17 protein-coding genes are annotated in these 18,964 nt (G+C 70.7%); 3 read left to right on the top strand and 14 right to left on the bottom strand.

Translation table 11 applies throughout. From position 1 onward, the window contains the following. Positions 1-66 precede the first annotated feature (66 nt). Positions 67-3,456, bottom strand: coding sequence for an ATP-binding protein (locus ABN273_RS42680; protein ID WP_349455187.1), 3,390 nt, complete (start codon positions 3,454-3,456; stop codon positions 67-69). A gap of 42 nt (positions 3,457-3,498) precedes the next feature. Here ABN273_RS42680 and ABN273_RS42675 point away from each other — a divergent pair, with 42 nt between their 5' ends. Together ABN273_RS42675 and ABN273_RS42670 are read left to right on the top strand one after the other, a co-directional pair. Next, positions 3,499-4,599, top strand: coding sequence for a winged helix DNA-binding domain-containing protein (locus ABN273_RS42675; protein ID WP_349455186.1), 1,101 nt, complete (start codon positions 3,499-3,501; stop codon positions 4,597-4,599). A gap of 15 nt (positions 4,600-4,614) precedes the next feature. Then, positions 4,615-5,559: a sugar kinase gene (locus ABN273_RS42670; RefSeq protein WP_349455185.1), complete on the top strand. Its 945-nt coding sequence runs from the start codon at positions 4,615-4,617 to the stop codon at positions 5,557-5,559. Positions 5,560-5,804: 245 nt separating this feature from the next. Here the strand turns inward: ABN273_RS42670 and ABN273_RS42665 are convergent, their stop codons facing one another. The 8 genes from ABN273_RS42665 to ABN273_RS42630 all read right to left on the bottom strand — a co-directional run bounded on the left by ABN273_RS42665 (position 5,805) and on the right by ABN273_RS42630 (position 12,099). Continuing rightward, the gene (locus ABN273_RS42665) at positions 5,805-6,176 is read right to left on the bottom strand and encodes a VOC family protein (protein WP_349455184.1); all 372 of its coding nucleotides are present in this window, start codon (positions 6,174-6,176) and stop codon (positions 5,805-5,807) included. Between the two features lie 59 nt (positions 6,177-6,235). Beyond that, the gene (locus tag ABN273_RS42660; RefSeq protein WP_349455182.1) at positions 6,236-7,375 is read right to left on the bottom strand and encodes a Fic family protein; all 1,140 of its coding nucleotides are present in this window, start codon (positions 7,373-7,375) and stop codon (positions 6,236-6,238) included. 50 nt (positions 7,376-7,425) lie between these two features. After that, positions 7,426-8,055: a response regulator gene (locus ABN273_RS42655; RefSeq protein ID WP_349455180.1), complete on the bottom strand. Its 630-nt coding sequence runs from the start codon at positions 8,053-8,055 to the stop codon at positions 7,426-7,428. Between the two features lie 3 nt (positions 8,056-8,058). After that, entirely contained in the window at positions 8,059-9,249 is a 1,191-nt protein-coding gene (locus ABN273_RS42650; RefSeq protein ID WP_349455179.1) for a histidine kinase, read from the bottom strand. Then, complete coding sequence (locus tag ABN273_RS42645) at positions 9,246-9,968, bottom strand: ABC transporter permease (RefSeq protein ID WP_349455177.1); 723 nt, start codon at positions 9,966-9,968, stop codon at positions 9,246-9,248. The genes ABN273_RS42650 and ABN273_RS42645 overlap by 4 nt, the downstream gene beginning before the upstream one ends. Continuing rightward, positions 9,965-10,681: an ABC transporter ATP-binding protein gene (locus tag ABN273_RS42640; protein ID WP_349455176.1), complete on the bottom strand. Its 717-nt coding sequence runs from the start codon at positions 10,679-10,681 to the stop codon at positions 9,965-9,967. Before ABN273_RS42640 ends, ABN273_RS42645 begins: the two co-directional genes overlap by 4 nt. A gap of 57 nt (positions 10,682-10,738) precedes the next feature. After that, a complete protein-coding gene (locus ABN273_RS42635) occupies positions 10,739-11,167 on the bottom strand; it encodes a nucleoside deaminase (RefSeq protein WP_349455174.1) in 429 nt (142 codons plus the stop codon). Positions 11,168-11,238: 71 nt separating this feature from the next. Next, the gene (locus tag ABN273_RS42630) at positions 11,239-12,099 is read right to left on the bottom strand and encodes a DUF4429 domain-containing protein (RefSeq protein ID WP_349455173.1); all 861 of its coding nucleotides are present in this window, start codon (positions 12,097-12,099) and stop codon (positions 11,239-11,241) included. Positions 12,100-12,227: 128 nt separating this feature from the next. On the opposite strand from ABN273_RS42630, the gene ABN273_RS42625 reads away from it, so the two are divergent. Beyond that, entirely contained in the window at positions 12,228-12,485 is a 258-nt protein-coding gene (locus ABN273_RS42625; RefSeq protein ID WP_349455172.1) for a DUF1876 domain-containing protein, read from the top strand. 1 nt (position 12,486) lies between these two features. Here ABN273_RS42625 and ABN273_RS42620 read toward each other — a convergent pair whose 3' ends face one another. The 5 genes from ABN273_RS42620 to ABN273_RS42600 are packed head-to-tail and all read right to left on the bottom strand — an operon-like array spanning position 12,487 to position 18,853. Next, a complete protein-coding gene (locus ABN273_RS42620; protein ID WP_349455170.1) occupies positions 12,487-13,392 on the bottom strand; it encodes a dihydrodipicolinate synthase family protein in 906 nt (301 codons plus the stop codon). Continuing rightward, a complete protein-coding gene (locus tag ABN273_RS42615; protein WP_349455169.1) occupies positions 13,389-14,378 on the bottom strand; it encodes an oligopeptide/dipeptide ABC transporter ATP-binding protein in 990 nt (329 codons plus the stop codon). Before ABN273_RS42615 ends, ABN273_RS42620 begins: the two co-directional genes overlap by 4 nt. Beyond that, positions 14,371-16,296 (bottom strand): dipeptide/oligopeptide/nickel ABC transporter permease/ATP-binding protein, encoded by a 1,926-nt coding sequence (locus ABN273_RS42610; protein ID WP_349455168.1) that lies wholly within the window; start codon positions 16,294-16,296, stop codon positions 14,371-14,373. The genes ABN273_RS42615 and ABN273_RS42610 overlap by 8 nt, the downstream gene beginning before the upstream one ends. After that, complete coding sequence (locus ABN273_RS42605; RefSeq protein WP_349455167.1) at positions 16,293-17,252, bottom strand: ABC transporter permease; 960 nt, start codon at positions 17,250-17,252, stop codon at positions 16,293-16,295. Before ABN273_RS42605 ends, ABN273_RS42610 begins: the two co-directional genes overlap by 4 nt. Next, complete coding sequence (locus tag ABN273_RS42600; protein ID WP_349455166.1) at positions 17,249-18,853, bottom strand: ABC transporter substrate-binding protein; 1,605 nt, start codon at positions 18,851-18,853, stop codon at positions 17,249-17,251. The genes ABN273_RS42605 and ABN273_RS42600 overlap by 4 nt, the downstream gene beginning before the upstream one ends. Between the last annotated feature and the right edge of the window lie 111 nt (positions 18,854-18,964).

Below are 18,964 nucleotides of genomic sequence, written 5' to 3'. Positions count from 1 at the left end.
CGCTTCCCCCGTTGAAAGCGGCACTCTCTCTTCGATTAACCATCAGGAAAGTGCAATGGTCAACATTTATTCGCATATGTGCCCCAGGGCGTTGCGGGCCGCGTCGATCCAGGGGTGGACGCCCGCGCGTTCAGCGATCGCCAGGGACTCCCGGTAGTGCGGCTCCGAATCCACTCCCAGGTAGTCGCACAGCTCCCCCAGCACCTGCGCAGTCGGCCAGACCGCCAGGTAGCCGGTGCTTCCCACGGGTTCGGGCGAGAACGGCAGCAGCGCCTCGTACGCCGCCCTCGCCCGTTGCCGGTCGTCGATCGCGATCCCGAGCAGCCCGCGCACCGTCGTCAGCATGTGCCAGAAGTAGTCGCGCCTGATCGGCCGGGGCAAGGCGGGCACCAGGACACGGGCCTCGTCTGCCCGGCCCGCGTGGCAGAGCGCGAGCGCGTACAGCTCGAGCATCTGCTCCCGCCACGGCCCGTGGGAGGCGAGCGGCTCCAGGTCCGGCAGCAAGGGCGACAGATCCCCACGCATCAGGCGTATGCCGTACAGGGCGAGCAGCAGTAGCCCAACCTCGTGCTGCCACATCCCAAGCCTGCCGGCCAGCTCGGCGGCGGCGCGGTAGAGGGACTCGGCCCGCTCGTACTCGCCCGCCAGCGTGGCGCGCAACCCGTCGTAGAAGCCGGTCACCACCAGGGTCAGCGGCAGATCGTACTGCTCGGCCAGCCGCCTGGCCCTGGCCGCGTGCCGGTCGGCCACGTCTAGTTCGGCCCGGCTGATGGCGGCCTGCATGAGCATGAGGTTGCCGAGCACCTCGACGGTCACGTCCGAGCCCGACAGGGTCAGCAGCTCGTTGCCGATCTCGGCCCATTCGGCATGGCCACCGTAAGCGCCGAACCCGCTGCCTGCGGCTGCCCCCTGAACGCGACCGCCGTAGGACCCCACACCACTGCACGCGTCGGACTCCTGAACGCGGCCGCCGTAGGCGCCCACTCCGCTGCCTGCGGCGGGCCGCTGAACGCGGCCGCCGTACCTGAAGGACTGGTGGAAGCGGCCGTTGAGTGCGAGCACGAGCAGGTGGCGGTCGCCGAGGCGGCGGGCCATGGCGACGGCCTCCTGGGAGGCGAGGTAGCCGCGCTCGGTCGGCTCGCCCTCCAGCTCGAACGCCAATGTGGTCAGCAGTTGGCACCGGGTCCCGCCGTCCCCGGGCGGGAGCCTGGTCAGCGCCTCCTCGACCGCGTCGATCAGGCCGGTGTCGAGCGTGCCGTACTCCCTGCTGCTCCAGAACGTCGGCACGTCGAACGACACGATCACCCGGGCCAGCAGATCGGGGTCGCCCAGCGGCAGGGCGGCGCGGACGGCGCGCTCCCGGTGAGTACGGGCCTTGACGAGCTGCCCGGTGTTGGCCAGCGCACTCACAAGGGACAATGTGAGCTCGAGCCGTTCCCGCGGATCACCGGTGAACGCGTCGAGCGCCTGCCGCCAGAGCGCGGCGGCCTCGTGGTGGGCGAAGCGGCGCTCGGCCTGTTCGGCGGCGAGCCGGGCGTACCGCACGGCCTTGGCGGGGTCGGCGGCGGAGGCGGCGTAGTGGTGGGCGAGCGCGGCCACGTCGACGGGGTCGCGCTCCTCGATGGCCCTGGCCACGCGCAGGTGCAGGCGAGCGCGGCGGATGCGGGACAGGTCGTCGTAGAGCGTGTCGCGGATCAGCACATGCGCGAAACTCAGCCGCCCCGCCTCCGGCTCCGTCAGCAGCCCCGTGACCAGGCCCGACTCTATGGCGGCCAGTACGGTCTCCTCGTCGGCGCCGCTCACGACGGTCAGCACGTCCACGTCGCTCTCGCGGCCGATGACCGCGCCGTGCCGCAGGATCGTCTGCGCCTGCGCGGGCAGCCTGGCCACACGGCGGCGCAGCACGTCACGCACGCCCGCGGGGATGGCGACCACGCCCTCCGAATCCAGCAGCCTGGCGGTCTCCCTGACGAAGAACGGGTTGCCGCCGGTACGCACGGCGATCTCCGCGACCGTCTCGGGCGGTGCGGGGCGGTGGCAGGTGACGCCGATCAGCTCGCCCACCTCGGGCTCGGACAGGCCGTCGAGCGGCACACGGAGCGGCTCGCGGGCGGCGACGGTGGCCAGGGCGTCGGCGAGGTGCTCGTTCGGCTCGGTGTGGCGGTAGCTGCCCACGACGAGGACCGGCAGCCCGGCGGCCTCGCCGATCACGTGGGTGAGGATGGCCAGCGTCTCCGCGTCGGCCCGGTGCAGGTCGTCGAGCACGAGCAGCAGCGGCCGCCCGATCGACGTCACGAACGCGCCGATCGCCCGGTGTAACCGGAACCTGGCCCCCGGCACGTCGCCGCTCACCGGCATGTCGAACAGCAGCGGCGCCAGTGACTCGGGATCGCCCGGCGGGAACCGGGCGGCCAGCTCCCTGAGCAGTTCGGCCCACGCCCAGCCCGCCGGCGCGCCCTCGTGCTCGGGGCAGCGGCCCCATCCGACGGCCCAGCCCTTGGTCGCGAGCGTGCCGCGTACCTGCTCGATGAAGGCCGTCTTGCCTGCGCCCGGCTCGCCGCTGACCAGCACCACGCCCCCGCTCAGCGCGGTCACGGCGGCGAGCTCGGCGCGCCTGCCGACGTACGGCTGGGAGACGGCGGCGGGTCTGACCACGGGAACGGGCGGGGGCGCGGCCTCGCTCAGATGAGCCGCCTGCGCCAGGATGTCGTCCTCCAGTCGCCGCAGTTCGGGCCCGGGGTCGACGCCGAGCTCCGCGACGAGGTGCGCGCGGGCCCGGCGCAGCGCACCGAGCGCCTCGCCCTGCCGTCCGCACCGGTAGAGCGCCCTGGCCAGCAGCGCCCACGCCGCCTCCCGCAACGGGTGCTCGCCGACCAGCCGCTCCAGATCCGGTACGGCCTGCGTTGCCCGACCGAGCCTGATGACCGCGTCCGCGTGGCGTTCGATCGTGGACAGGCGCAGCTCCTCCAGCCGCGACGCCTCAGCATCGGCCCAGTGCGCCCCGGCGAACTCCTGGTAGGCCGGGCCGCGCCACAGCGCGAGCGCCTCGGCCAGCCCCTCGTGCCCCGCCCGAGGGTCGCTCACCAGGCTCTCGAACCGCCAGGCGTCCACCGCCCCGGCATCCAGGCGCAGCGCGTACCCCGGCGGCTGGGTGACGAGGACCCCGGCCGGGGCGCGGGGCGACCTGCCGGGCTCCAGGGCGCGGCGCAGGTTGGACACGTACGACTGGACGGCGGCCAGCGCCTTGGGCGGCACCTCGTCGGCGTACAGGTCATCGATGAGCCGGTCCACGGGGACGGCCTGGCCTCCGGCGGCCAGCAGCCGGGCGAGCACGGAGCGCTGGCGCGGCCTGCCCAACGCGACCGGCTCGCCGTCGAGGTGGGCGGCGAGCGGCCCGAGCACGCGGAAGGTCAGCACGATGCTGCCACGGTACGACACCCCTGTCCGGTCGGTCATCGCGGCCCGGGACCGGCCGCGATAGCCCCTAACCTTTGGACCATGGATCCCCTCATCAGCCGCAAGGCGCTCAACCGGGCCACGCTCGACCGGCAGCACCTGCTGCGCCGTACCGGCAAGACCGTGATCGAGGTCGTGGAGCACCTCGGCGGGCTCCAGGCGCAGACCCCGCACACCTGGTACACCGGCCTGTGGAACCGCATCGAAGGCTTCAAGCCCGCCGACGCCGCCGACCTGCTGCTCTCGCGCGATCTCGTACGCATCGCACTCCAGCGCTCCACGATCCACCTCGTGTCCGCCCGCGACTGCCTGGCCATGCGGCCGCCGCTGCAGATCGTCACCGAGCGCGGGACGCGGGGCACGTACGGCAAGAAGCTGCAGGACGTGGACCTTGACGAGCTGGCGGCGCGCGGCCGAGCACTTGTGGAGGAGCAGCCCATGACGTTCGCCGAGCTGGAGCGTGATCTCGCCGAGCGGTGGCCGTCACACGACCGCCACGCGCTCGGCCAGGCGGTCCGGTGGCTGGTGCCGCTGGTGCAGGTGCCACCCCGCGGGTTGTGGGGCAGGAGCGGGCCCGTCGCGCACACGAGCGCCGAGTCGTGGCTGGGCTTCGAGGCGCCGCCGATGACGCCTGCCGGGCTGGTGCTGCGTTATCTCGCGGCGTTCGGGCCCGCGTCGGTGATGGACGTACAGACGTGGTCGGGGCTGACCCGGCTGGGCGAGGTGGTGGAGTCGCTGGAGCTGGTCAGGTTCAGGGACGAGTCGGGACGGATCCTGTACGACCTGCCCGACGCCGTACGGCCCGACGAGGACACCCCCGCACCGGTACGGCTGATGTACGACTTCGACAACCTCTTCCTGTCGCACGCCGACCGCTCCAGGGTCATCACCGAGACGGGCCTGGCCGCGCTCCGGGGCTTCATGGGCACGAACGTGCAGCCCCGCACCATCCTGGTGGACGGCTTCACCGCCGGGGACTGGACGGTCACCCGCGCCAAGGGCACCTCCACGCTCACCATCCACCAGTGGGCGCCGATCCCCGTCCTGGAGGAGGTCGAGGAGGAGGGGCTGCGGCTGCTGGAGTTCCTGGCCCCGGGCGACAAGCATGAGATCTCGGTCGCCGATCGCCCATCAAAACCGTGACACTAGGCTTCAACCATGCACGAACTGGTGACTTTCGGTGAGACCATGGCGCTGTTCGCCGCCCGCCGCACGGGACCGCTGCGCTTCGCCCGCGATTTCGACCTCGGCCTGGGCGGCGCCGAGTCGAACGTCGCGATCGGCGTGGCCAGGCTCGGCCACAGCGCGACGTGGATCGGCAGAGTGGGGGCCGACGAGTTCGGCGACCTCATCCGCGCCACGCTGGCGGGCGAGGGCGTGGACGCGCGCGCCATCCCCGATCCCGCGGCGCCGACCGGGCTCATGATCAAGGGCAGGCGCACGGCGGACCTCATCGACGTGCGCTACTACCGCAAGGACAGCGCGGGCTCGCGGCTGTGCGCCGCCGACCTCGACCCGGAGCTCATCAGGTCCGCCAGGGTGCTGCACATCTCCGCGATCACGCCCACGCTGTCGGAGTCGGCACGCGACGCCGTACGGCACGCCATCGCCGAGGCGCGGGCCGCCGGGGTGCTGGTCTCGCTGGACGTCAACTACCGCAAGGCGCTCTGGACGCCCGAGGAGGCGGGGGCGTGGCTGCGGGAGACCATCGGGAACGTGGACGTGCTGTTCGCGACGGAGGCCGAGGGCCGGCTGATCGTCGACGCGGAAGACCCTGACGAGCTCGCCAAGGCGCTGGCGGCGCTGGGCCCGCGGCACGTGCTGGTCAAGTTCGGCGCGAAGGGCGCGATGGAGCTGTCCGAAGGCGTCGTACGGCGGGCGGAGCCGTACCAGGTGACCGAGGTCGACTCCGTGGGGGCCGGGGACGCGTTCGCGGCCGGCTGGCTGGCCGACTGGCTCGCGGGCGCCGAGCCCGGGGAGCGGCTCAGCACGGCGTGCGCGGCGGGAGCGTTCGCGGTGACCTCCCAGGGCGACTGGGAGAGCCTTCCGCGGCGGGCCGATCTGAGCCTGTTGCGGCGGCCCGCCGACGGCGTGAACAGGTGATCGCGCGGCGGGGGCGTTGGCGGCGCAACGCTTAGCATGAGCTCATGAAGCGCGCCCTGGGAGAGAAAGGGCCTGCTCAGGCGCGAGCCGGTCGGAGGCCACCGCGCTGGAGGGCAGCTCTCCAGGTCTATCCACCCAAGAGCCGCCGCACCTGACCCTCCATCCGGCCTGGAGCGTCCGCGCCTCATCGCCACCGGAACCGTGCGACCGTGCGGGACGCGTGCCGCCGCCTCGGGCGAGCGCGCTCATGCCTGCTGATAGAGGTTGACGATGTTCCCGTCAGGATCGCGCAACCACACCGATCGGCGTCCCCACGGCTGCGTGGTCGGCGGCTTGAGGATCTCGATTCCCCGGGCCGCCAGGCGCTCGTGACGCTGGTCGACGTCGGTGACCTCGAACTCCAAAGTGAAATTACCGCCCGTGGCGGCCCCCATCGAGCCATGCACCATCGCCTCCATACCCCTCACCGAGAAGAAAGAGAGCACGGCACCCGGAACGGTCACCATGGCAAACGGCTCCCCGCCCTCCGCCTCCGCTTCCAGGACGTCGGCGTAGAAAGCGGCCAGGGCCGGGACGTCATCGGTGATGAGGCACGTGCCGGTGAAGCGCGGTCGCATCCTGGCAGCCTAGGGAAACCTTCGACCTCCTTCAAGATCATGGCACCTGGGACACCGGCTCATGCGGGACCGTACGGGTCCACCAGGGGCGACGGGGTCCGGGCGACCTCCAGCACTGCCTCTGGGAAGGCCGGCCCGGTGGTGTAGAAGCGGGCACGGGTCTTGCCGATCGGGGTGAGCAGTTGGGCGGTGACCAGGTCGCGCAGGTCGCGTTGAGCCTGTTGGATGCTGAGGCCTTCGGCGGTCTCGTAGCGGGTGCGGCGGACGCGTCCGGACATCGCCGCGTCGTGAAGCGCGGTCACCACGCGCTCGTCGAGCCGCCGTTGCCCTGCGAACTCCTCCAGAAGCACCCACACCCGGTTGGAGCGCTCAAGACGGGCTTTTACCGTTTGTCCCTGCTGGTGGTAGGCGGTGAGGTTGAAGCGGATCCAATCGGAGACATCCTGGTCCGGGCGATAGGTCGCGCCGCGCCGGGCGAGCACGGCGTAGTACTCCCAGGTGTTGCCGGGCCTGCCCAGCCATGCCTCGATGGAGGAGAACTCCGGCGCGAGCACCCCGTCCCTGGCGATGATCAGAGTCTGCAGTGAGCGCGACATCCGGCCGTTGCCGTCGGCCCAGGGGTGGATCGAGACCAGGTGCAGGTGCGCCATGGCTGCTCTGATGAGCGGGTGCTCGCCGTTGTCAGTGTTGAGCCAGTCACACAACTTGCGCATCAGGACGGGTACGGCTGCCGCCTCGGGTGCGGTGTAGGCGGCGATGCTCGGATCGCGGGCGTCAGTGACGTAGACAGGGCCCTTGCGCCATTGCCCGGCCGGCTTGCGCACGGTGTGGCGGTGGCCCTGGAGCATCCAGTGGAGCGCGTTGAGGAAGCCGGTGCTGTAATGGAAGTCCTCGACGTCGTGCAGAGTCTGGATGTAGGTCATCATCCGCTGGTAGGCAAGAGTCTCCTCGCGGTTCTCTTCCGAGACATCCACGTCTCGCTCGCCCTCGATCAGGTCTTCCACGTCGATCGTGGAGACCTTGAAGCCCTCGATGGAGTTGGAGGCGGCGACCGCGTCGGCGGTCAGAAACTTTCGAAGTCCTGCAGTCCACTTGGCGGGTGTGGCACGAATCTGATGACGCAACGCGCGTCGGGCTGCCTCGATCTCTTCGAGAACCCGGCTGTCCCGCGCCGTGAGGGACGGGGTGGCATACAACATGCGGTCATGATACTTTGACGCAATCATCACGTCAAAGAACCATCTTGGATTCAGGCGCCCGGTCGCAGCAGGCCGGTCTCGTAGGCGGCGGCGACGGCGGCGGCACGGTCGTTCACCTGGAGCTTGGCGAAGATGTGCAGCAGGTGCGTCTTCACGGTGGCCTCCGTGATGAACAGCTTCCTGGCGACCTCACGATTCGTGGCCCCCCGGGAAATGAGCGAGAGGACCTCGAGCTCGCGGGGGCTGAGCGACTGCTGCTGCGGCGCGCGTACCTGCTGGGTCAGCACGCCCGCCACGGACGGGGACAGCACCGTCTCGCCGCGGGCCGCGGCCTGGACGGCGCGGCGCAGCTCGGCGCGCGGGGTGTCCTTGAGCAGGTAGCCGGTCGCGCCCTCCTCGATGGCGGGCAGCACGTCGGCGTCGTTGTCGTACGTGGTCAGGACGAGCACGCGGACGCCAGGGGCTTCCTCCCGCAGGCGGCGGATGAGCTCGGCGCCGCTCATCCGGGGCATGCGCAGGTCGGTGAGGACGACGTCGGGACTGGTGCGGGCGACAACGGCGAGCGCTTCCAGGCCGTCGCCCGCCTCGCCGACCACCTCGAACGCGTCGTCGGTGAAGATCCCGCGCAGGCCGTCGCGTACGACTGGATGATCGTCAACGATGATCAAGCGAATCGGCATGGCTCACTCAGCCGGGATGGCGGGGACGGTGGCGGAGACGCCGGTGCCCTCGCCGGGGGCCGATTCGAGCTGGAAGTCGCCGGCCAGCCTGGTCACGCGCTGGCGCATCGAGATGAGGCCGAAGCCGCTCGCCTCTGCGGACGGGGCGAAACCGGCCCCGTCGTCACGTACGTCCAGCACCACGACATCTTCCATGTACGACAGGGTGAGGGCAACCCGTCCGGCGGAGGCGTGCTTGGCGACGTTGGCCAGCGCCTCCTGCGCCACCCGCAGCAGGGTGCCCTCCACCTCCGGGTGCAGCGGGCGGGCGTCGCCGGTGACCGACACCGAGGCCGGTACGCCGCTGGACCGCGTCCACCTGCCGGCGACCTCCCGGACGGCGGCGGGGAGCTCCGCCCCCGCCAGCGGCGCCGGGCGCAGGGCCCGCACCGAACGGCGTGCCTCCTTCAGGCTGTCCCTGGCCAGGGTGCGTACGGTGTCGAGGCGGGCCCGGGCGGCGACCACGTCATCGAGCTCCTCTTCTGCGGCCTCGACCTGGGTGACGATGGCGGTCAGCCCCTGCGCGACCGTGTCGTGGATCTCCCTGGCCAGGCGCTGCCGCTCATCCAGCACCCCGGCCTCGCGGGCCCGGGTCAGCAGCTGGGCCTGCAGGTTCGCGTTCTCCTCCGCGAGCGCGGCCAGCTTGGCGCCGGTCTCCTGGAGCTGCGCGATCAGCACTTTGCGGCTCTCGTTCTGGTCGGAGATGGTCTGTACGACGAAGCCGATCGCGGAGGCGACCAGCGCGGCCACCAGGAACGAGTAGAGCAGCTGGCCGGGAGAGCGCCCGGGCTCGGGCCGCATGGAGACCAGCACGCCCGCGGTCGCCATCACCCCGGCGTAGGCCCACCACCGGGGCAGCACCGCGAAGGACTGGATGAAAGCCGCGGGCCCGGCCACCGTGAACAGCGAGTCGATGCTGACCAGCGCCCCGATGGCGGCGAGCAGGACGCCGAAGTAGACGACCGCCACCACGGGCCTCCTGACCCACCCGGTGGTGACCATGAGCCAGTGCCAGCCCACCGCGAACAGGGTCAGGGCGAGCGTGTCGAGCCGCCAGTGCTGCAGCAGCGAGGCGCCCGCGGGGAGCAGGACGAACAGGTACGGGAGCACGGGCCCGACCCGGTCCCAGCGACTGGGACCGGGTCCTTTGCTCACCAACGGAACGCCTTCACGGCTGCGCAGCCGGCGACGAGGCAGATCGCGATCATGATGATCAGCGACATGGGTGACACCGCGTGCCCCTCCCAGCCGTCGCGGATCGCCTGGACGGCGGGGGCCATGGGGGTCAGGTCGCCTATGGCCCGCATCCCGCCGCCCATGGTCTCGCGGGGGATCACGGCGCCGGAGGTGAAGACCATCGGGAAGAACAGGCTCAGTCCGATCACGGTCGCGGTGCGGCCGGACGGGACGACGGCCCCGAGCAGCAGTCCGACGCCGCTGAGGCTCAGCGCGGCGAGGATCCAGGCGACGACCACCGCGCCTGCGTTCGCGGGGGCCGTCAGGTCGTAGGCGACGAGGCCGATGGCGACCAGCAGGGCCGTGCCGAGCACGGCCAGCAGCATGTGAGCTGCCAGCTGGGCGCCGAACAACATGCCGGGCGAGGCGGGAGTGGCGCGCATCCGCTTGAGCACCCGGCGCTCGCGGTACTGCGCCAGGGTGGCCGGCAGGATGACCAGCGCGGCCAGGCCGATGACGAAGACGCTCAGCATCGGCACGGTGGCGTCCACCGCCGGCAGCCCGCCGGGCAGGGGCTTGCCGCTGCGCAACTTGACCCAGAGCATGATCGCCGGGAAGGCCAGCGCGAAGAACGCCGACATCGGATCCCGCATGATCAGCTTGAGCTCGACCCCGATGACCTGTGTGATGCCTCTCATGCCGCCTGCCCTCCCGTGAGCGTGAAGTACGCGTCCTCCAGCGAATCGGTGCCACCCTGGGCGATCAGCTCGCCCGGGGTGCCCTGGGTGATGACACGGCCGTGATCGATGATCGCCATACGGTCGCACAGCGCCTGGGCCTCGTCCATGAAGTGGGTGACCAGCACGACGGTCACCCCGCGGTCGCGGATGTCGCGGATCAGCCCCCACGTGGTGCGGCGGGCGGAGGGGTCGAGACCGGTGGTGAGCTCGTCGAGGAAGACGACCTCGGGATCGCCGACCAGGGCCAGCGCGATGAACAGGCGCTGCTTCCAGCCGCCCGACAGGCTCGAGAAGCTGGCGCGCCGCCGGTCCGCCAGCCCCCACTCCGCCATGAGCGCCCGCCAGTCGGCGGGCTTGTCGTAGAAGGAGGCGTACAGCTTCAGCGCCTCACCGACCTTGATCGCGTCCGGCAGGGCCGCCTCCTGCAGCTGGACGCCGATGCGCGGGAGCAGCCGGCGCCGGTCGGTCCGCGGGTCGAGGCCCAGCACGCGCAGGACGCCGCCGTCTCGCCCCCGCAGGCCCGACGCGCACTCCACGGTCGTGGTCTTGCCTGCGCCGTTGGGGCCGGCGATGCCGAAGATCTCGCCCTGTTCCACCCTGAGCGAGACGCCGTTCAGTACCTTGTCGCCCCGGTAGCTCTTGGTCATGCCCTCGATCTCGATGACTGTCATGTATTGAGGGTCATCCGCGGCCGGGACCTGCAACATCCTCCGAACGGTTGATGGGGGTCAGCCGTAGTAGCCCTCCACCGGCACGCGCGCCTCCTCGTACAAGGCCGGGCCTTCGGCGGGCGGTTCGACGAAGGCGCTGCCCGGCGGCTTGAGGCCGTCGAGCTGCTCCCCGGACAGCGCGTAGACGACGCGCCCCAGGCCCGAGCGGGCGATCGCCCCCGTGCACATCCCGCACGGCTGGCAGCTCGTGTACATCGTGGTCGTGGCCGCCGCGGCCGGGTCGAGCTCGCGGGCGGCCCAGCGGGCCAGCTTCAGCTCCGGGTGCGCGGTGATGTCGCGGTCGGTGAGCGAGGAGTTGCGCTCCTCGGCCAGGACCGTGCCGTCCGAGGTCGCCAGCAGGGAGCCGAACGGCGGGTTGCCGCCCGCACGGGCCTCCGCGGCCAGCTCGATGGCGCGGCGCAGGAGTCTCTCTTCGTCGCGGGTCACGCTCGCTCCTCAGGTCATGGGTCTCTGCGCCCATTGTCCATCGGCGGGTGATGCCGCCGGCGCTCAGGCGGTCAGGACTCCTGGAGCCGGCGGATCATGGCCTGTTTGGCCGCCGCGAACTCCTCGTCGGTCAGCACGCCCGACCGGTGCAGCTCCCCGAGCTCCGCCAGCCGGCGCAGGACCGCGTCGTGCACGTCGTCGGAGACGGGCGGCGGCGGGGGAGGCGGCAGCTCGGCCACCCGCGGCAGGCGGGCCAGCACCGCCGCGGCGACCAGGGCGGTGGCGCCGCCGTACCGCTGGATGCCCCACGAGACGCAGCGGAGATCCTTCTGCGGCGACAGCGCGGGCCCGTCGCTCTTGAGGCGGAAGCGGAGCGTGCCGTACCCCATGCCGGACTGCGGCTTCCACTCCACCCCGGCCACGTCCGACAGCGGGAACTCCTGCGGCCCCGCCTTCTCCTTCTCCGAGCTGGCGAACCCGGTCCACTCCAGGCGCACCCGCTCCCCGTCGAAGAGCGCCGTGCCGTCTCCCGCCGTGGCCGAGATGGGCACGGAGGGCCCGGGCAGGAGGTAGTCCTCGCAGGCTGCGGTGGGGGTCTGGTAGACGAGCAGGGTGTCGCGGACCTCGTCGGCGAAGTATTCGGCCGCGCCCGCGCGGCTCTTCGGCACGGCCAGCCGGTACGGGTCGGCGGGCGGCCCGAGCAGCCCAGCCACCGCGTCCGACAGCGGGTCGGCCCCCTTGCGCAGCCGCAGCCGCACATGGCCGCCCTTGCGTGCCGGCTCGAACGCCACGCTCGCGATCGCCTCGAGCGGGACCATCACCTCGCCCAGCGTCCTGCGCAGCTCGTGCACGTCCTTGTCGCTGCCGGGGACGATGCGCAGGAACTCGCCGTTGAACGTCCACGAGCCGTCGGCGACCGCAATCTCAGCCATGTTCCAAGTCTCTACGATCGGCCACGGGTGCTGCGCCGGGAATCCTCCCCAGGAGGGTCTTATCAGGACCCCGACCTTTACCTTTGGGCTCACACGAGAGATCCTCGAAGGTAGGGAGGTGGTCCTCCATGGAGTACAAGCAGTGGAATGTACAGATCTGGATCAGTGAAGACGACAACGACGCCGTGACCACGGCCACGGCGGTGCTGTTCACGGCTGACGGCAAACGGCACGAGAGCGTGGCCCACGCCCGGCGCAATCCCAGCGACCGGCCGGTCCCCGGGATCGGGGACGAGCTGGCCGCCGGGCGGGCGCTGTCCAACCTGGCCTCGAAGTTGATCGAGGACGGTGCTGAGGACGTGGCCCAGCTGGCCGGCACGGCTTAGCTCAGAGCAGCCCGGCGGCTGCCAGGAGCTTGCCGATCCGGCCGACCTCGTCGTCGTTCAATGAAATCTGCGGGAGCGCGGTGATCGGGCAGTCGATGACCCCGCGTAGGTGAAGTGCGGCCTTGAAAGCGCCGAGGCCGGACGAGCTGCCGCCCATGCGCGTGCCACCGACGCGGACTATCTCGAACAGCCTGACCAGGCGCTCCTGCTCCATCCTGGCCGCTTCCCAGTCACCGCGTACGGCACAGCGGTACAGCTCCACGTACCCCTGCGGGTCCACGTTGCCCAGCCCGGGCACCACGCCGTCGGCGCCCATCCACAGGGCCGAGTCCACGGTCACCTCGGACCCGGTGAGCACGCTGAACGGCGCCTCACGGCCCATGATGACCTCGCGCAAGCCGCCGTCGTCGCCGCTGGAGTCCTTCACCCCGGCCAGCGCCCCCTCGGCCGCCAGCTCGAGCAGCAGGTCGGCGCTCAGCTTGGTGTGCACGGAAACCGGCAGGTCATAGGCGTAGACCGGCAGCCCGCCGCGCGCGGCGACGGTACGGAAATGGGTGCGGATCTCCTCCGGATGCGTACGCGTGTAGAACGGCGCGGTCGCCACCACCCCCGACGCCCCGGCCTCGACCGCGACCCGCACGTGCTCCAGCACCCGCGGCGTCGTCATGTCGATCACCCCGGCCAGCACCGGCACCTGCCCGCCCACGTGGCCGACCACGGTGTCCAGCACCACCCGCCGCTGCGCGTCCGTCAGGTACGCCACCTCCGACGACGAGCCCAGCACGAACAGCGCGTCGACACCGCCGTCCAGCAGGTGGTCGACCAGCCGGACGAGCGAGCCGGCGTCCACCTCGTAGTCAGGGGTCAAAGGGGTGCACACCGGAGGGATGACGCCGGACAAACTCATACGCGCTCCTGGATCAGCTCAAGGTCGGTCGCTCCCGCCGCCACCGGGTGGTGGCAGTGGAAGCGGTGGTGGTCTTCGGCCTGTGCCGCGGGCCAGTCCGCGGCACACAGGTCGTCTGCCCGCCAGCACCGGGTGCGGAACGGGCACCCGCTCGGCGGCCTGGTGGCCGAGGGCACGGCGCCCACGAGCGGGATCGGGTTGATGGGCGAGATCAGCCCCGGGGTCGCGGAGAACAGCGCCCGCGTGTACGGGTGGCGGGCGCCCAGCGGCATGGCCTGCGCGGGCGCCTGCTCGACGATCCTGCCCAGGTACATGGTGACCACGCGGTCACTCATCCTGCGTACGGTCTGGATGTCGTGCGAGACGAACACCAGCGCGAGCCCGAGCCGTTCCTTGAGGTCGAGCAGCAGGTTGAGTATCTGGGCGCGGACGGACACGTCGAGCGCGCTGGTGGGCTCGTCGGCCACGACCAGCTCCGGCTCGAGCGCGAGCGCCCTGGCCACGGCCACGCGCTGGCGCTGCCCGCCGGAGAGCTGGCTCGGCAGCGCGTCGGCGACGCTCGCGGGCAGGCCCACCAGGTCGAGCAGCTCGCGTACGCGGGCGTCGCGCTCGGCCGGGGTGCCGCGGCGGTGCACGTTGAGCGGGTCGCGCAGGATCTGCCTGACGGGCAGGCGGCGGTTGAGCGCCGTGGACGGGTCCTGGAAGATCATCCCCATACTCGACCCGACCATGGCGCGCCGCTCGGCCTCCTTGAGCGACCACAGGTCCTTGCCGCGGAACATCACGGTGCCCTGGGTCGGTCGCTGCAGGCCGACCAGCACCTTGGCCAGCGTGGACTTGCCGCACCCCGACTCCCCCACGACCCCGACCGTCTCGCCGGGGCTCACCGTGAGGTCCGCCCCGGTCAGCGCGTAGACGCGGTCGCGGGAGAGCAGGCCGCCCGAGCGGGCCTTGTGCACGACGTGCACGTCCTTGAGCTCAAGCACGCTGCTCACTCCTCATGAGAGCAGGATGGTGGCAGGCCACCGCATGGGTCTTGTCCCCCTCCAGCACCGGTGTCTCGGTACGGCACACGTCCGTGGCCATCGGGCACCGGTCGGCGAACCGGCAGCCGGGCGGGAAGTCCGCCGGGGCGGGCACGACGCCGCGGATCTGGGTGAGCCGCTCGGCCCCCGACTCCAGCGACAGCACCGAGCCCAGCAGACCGCGGGCGTAGTGGTGGGCGGGCGCCCCGACGAGGGTCGCCGTGGCGCCGGTCTCGACGATCTGGCCGCCGTACATGACGACCACGCGGTCGGTGACGTCGGCGACCAGCGCGAGGTCGTGCGAGACGAGGATCAGCGCGAACCCCAGCTCCTCGCGCAGCTTCAGCAGCAACTCGATGACCTGTGCCTGGACGGTCACGTCGAGCGCGGTGGTGGGCTCGTCGGCGACGATCAGTTTCGGGTCGCGCGACAGCGCCATCGCGATCAGCACCCGTTGCCGCTGCCCGCCGGAGAGCTCGTGCGGGTAGGAGGACAGGGTGCGGCGGGCGTCGAGGCCGACGAGTTCGAGCAGCTCGGCGGGGGTGCGCCGGCCGCCGCGGCGGGTGAGCTGCTTGAGCTGGGCCTTGATGGTCATAGCCGGGTTCAGGGAGGAGAGCGCATCCTGGTAGATCATCGCCATCTCGTGGCCGAGCAGGCGGCGGCGGGCGCGGCGCGACTCCGAGAGCAGCTCCCGCTGGTCGAAGCGGACGTGGCCGCTGACGCGGGCGTTGCGCGGCTGCAGGCCCATGATGGTCAGCGCGGTCAGCGACTTGCCGCAGCCGGACTCGCCCACCAGGCCGAGCACCTCGCCCGGATGCACCTCGAACCCGATGCCGTCCACGATGTCCACACCGTCCGTGAACCCGATCCGCAGCCGCTCCACCGAGAGGATCGGCTGCCCCTGCGGGAGCGGGCGGGCGCGCTCGGCCAGCCTGCGGGCGGCCTCGGCCAGCCCCGGCAGCTCGACGACCTCGCCGGAGCCGGGACTGGCCTGTTCGAAGGCGTCGTCCTTCTTGGTGACGGCCTTGCGGGCGGCGGGCGCGGCCCAGGCGTCGGAGATGCCCTCGGAGAGGATGTTGAGCGCGAGCACGGTCAGCAGGATCAGCAGGCCCGGGAAGACCGTGGCCCACCAGCCGCCGAGCAGCACCATGTTCTTGCCGTCGGCGATGACGCTGCCCCAGGAGGGGTTCGGCGGGCGCACGCCGGCGCCGATGAACGACAGCGACGCCTCGAACACGATCGCGTCGGCCACCATCACCGTGCAGAACACCAGCACGGGCGCGGCACAGTTGATCGCGACGTGCTTGACGACGATGTACGGCGTGCGCGCCCCGATGATCCGCTCCGCCGCCACGTAGTCCTCGCCGTACTGGGCGATCACGTTGGCCCGCACGACCCTGGCCACGGACGGCATGTAGAGGAAGGCCATGGCCATGACCAGCACCGGGATGCTGCCGCCGAACACCGCCACCAGCACGGCGGCCAGTGCGATGCCGGGGAAGGCCATGACGACGTCGAGCAGCCGCATGATGGTCTCGTCCACGGCCCTGCGCGAGGTGGCCGCGACCGCGCCGACGACCGCCCCGGCCACCAGGGCGAGCCCGGTCGCGCCGAGGCCGATGATCAGCGACCAGCGGGACCCGTACAGGAGTCTGGACAGGATGTCGCGGTTGGCGCTGTCGAGCCCCATCCAGTGCGCGGCCGACGGGCCGCCGCCCGCGGCCTCCTGGAAGTACGGCGAGTGCGGCGCGATCCACGGCGCCAGCAGCGCGGCCAGCACGACCACGGCGACGATGCCGACCGCGACCCACGACAGGGGCTTGAGCCGGCGCAGGCCCACGCCGGGCCGGGAGAGCCGTTCCGTCAGTCCACGTCTCATGTGGCGCTCCTGAGGCGGGGGTTGACCAGCAGGTAGAGGATGTCCACGACCAGGTTGACGACCATGAAGCCGACCGCGATGGTCAGCACCACGCCCTGGACGACGGCCGGGTCGCCGTCGCGCACGGCGTTGATCATGAGCTGGCCCATGCCGGGCAGGCCGTAGATGGTCTCGATGACCACGGTGCCGCCGATCAGGTAGCCGATGCGCAGGCCGAGCACGGTCAGCGGGGTGATCAGCGCGTTGCGCAGCACGTTCCTGCCGACGACCACGATCGGCGGCAGGCCGCTGCCGATCGCGGTACGCACGTAGTCGCGGTCCAGCTCCTCCACCATCGACGTGCGGATGATGCGGGTGAGCTGGGCGGCGATCGGCAGCGACAGCGACAGTGCCGGCAGCGTCATCGACTGCAGCCAGCCGGCCGTGGAGTCGGCCGGGTTGATGTAGCCGCCGGTCGGGAAGAGGCCCTCGCCGACGGCGAGGTACTGGATCATCAGCAGCGCCAGCCAGAACGACGGCGCGGCCACCCCGATCAGCGACACCAGGCGGATCACCTGGTCCGGCCAGCGGTCGCGGTACAGCGCCGCGGTGACGCCGAACACCAGCGACAGCACCACGGCGACGGCCAGGCCCAGGAACGTGAGCTGCAACGTCAGCGGCAGCGCGGTCGTGATGGACTCCAGCACCGGCTTCTTGGTGAGCACGCTGGTGCCCATGTCGCCCTGGGCCAGGTCCGCGACGAACCGCACGTACCGCAGGGGCAGCGGGTCCAGCAGGCCGTTCTCGAGCTGGAACTGGTGGATCTGCTCGGGGGTCGGGTTCGCGCCCTGGAAGTACGCGTACTCCGGCTTGCTGTTGGAGAAGCGCATCACGATGAAGACGAACGCGACCACGCCGAGCAGCAGCGGGATCAGCATGAGGAGCCGCCGCAGCAGCATCCTGGCGACGAGCGTCATGTCCTCTTGGCCTGCAGCAGGTTGATGCCGGGGTACGGCTGGGCGCGGATGCCGGACAGCTTCTTCGGGTCCCAGGCGGTCATCAGCTCGTTGTGGACGACGGGGTAGAGGATCGCCTGCTCAGCCACAAAGTCCAGATATTTGTGGATCAGCTCGGTCTTCTTGGCCTTGTCGGTCTCCTTGCTGGCCTCGTCCATCATCGCGAACAACTTCTTGGCGTCCGCGCTGCCGTCCCAGTGGCTGTACTTCATCCACAGGCCGCCGGGCACGTAGTTGTAGTGCAGGATGAGGTCGGCGTCCATGCCGAACTGGTTGGGGTTCGAGGCGGCGGCGACCACCTGGTAGTCCTGGAACTGGTCCATCTTGGCGAACAGCGCGGCCGTGTCCTGCGGCTCCAGCGTGGTCTTGATCCCGACGGCCTCCCAGGAGGCGGCGATGGTCGGCAGGCAGTCCGCGATCCAGCTCACGTTCACGGCCATGAGGTTGATCGTGAGGTTCTTCACCCCGGCCTCCGCCAGCAGCGCCTTGGCCTTCTCCGGGTCGTAGTCGTACACGACCGAGGCCCGCTTGTAGTCGGGGTTGCCCTCGTTGAGGAAGGAACTGGAGGCCGTGCCGTGGCCCTTGAGCGCCACGTCGATCATCTTCTGCTTGTCGATCGCGTAGTGCAGCGCCTGGCGCACCCGTACGTCGTCGAAGGGCTTGGCACCGGTGTTGAACATCAGGAACATGTGGTTCATGCCCTTGCCGCCCTCGACGGTCAGGCCCTGCTTCTTGAGCTGGTCGACGTTGGCGTACGGGATGTTGTCGGCGATCTGCGCCTCGGCCGAGCCGCCGGAGATCTTGGCCACGCGGGCGGCGGCATCCACGATCGTCAGCCAGTTCATCTTCTTGGCCGTGGCCGGGCGGGGGCCGTTGTAGCCGTCGAACGCCTCGAAGGAGGTGTTGGACTTGGGGTTGTGCGCGGTCTGCTTGTACGGCCCCGAGCCCATCGTCATACCGCTCTTGGCCTTGTCCCACGCGCCCGGCTGGCTGAAGACGTGCTTCGGCATGATCTTGGCGATGGTGAGCCTGGGGGCGGCGTCGGGGAAGGGGAACTTGAAGACCAGCTCGACGTTCCTGTCGTCGACCTTCTTCACTTCCTTGAGCCAGGACTTGAAGAAGTTGCCGGCCAGGACGTTGTCGGGGCCCAGGATCCGCTCGAAGGTGAAGACGACGTCGTCGGCGGTGACCGGCTGGCCGTCGTGCCACTTGGCGCCGTCTCTGAGCGTGAACTTCCAGGACGTCGCGTTCAGGTCGGCGGGCACGGCGGTCGCGAGCGCCGGGTACGGCTCGCGCGTGATCGGGTCGGTGTCGAGCAGCCCCTCGTAGATGTGGTTGATCCCGGCCATCGCGAACGCCGACGCGGTCTGCGTCGGGTCCCAGCTCTGGTCGTTGCCGTAGCCGATGACGGCGGTGATCAGGTCCTTGTTGGATCCGGCGCCGACCGAGCCGGTCGAGGCCGGGCCTCCGGAACAGGCGGAGAGGGTGGCCGCGATGAACGCCGCCGCACCTGTCGCTCCGCTGTAACGCAGGAAGTCGCGGCGGCTGAACTCAGAGCTCACGGAATCCTCCTGGGAGATATAGTACATGGGACATCCCATGTCCTATGTTTTGCGTAAAGTGGACGCTAAACGCAGCCCATGCTTGAGGTCAACAGAAGATTTCAGGATTGT

Source organism: Nonomuraea sp. B19D2 (assembly GCF_040137845.1).
Lineage (GTDB): Bacteria > Actinomycetota > Actinomycetes > Streptosporangiales > Streptosporangiaceae > Nonomuraea.
The sequence above is the reverse complement of the archived record's forward strand: the minus strand, read 5'-3'. Positions and strand labels throughout refer to the sequence as shown.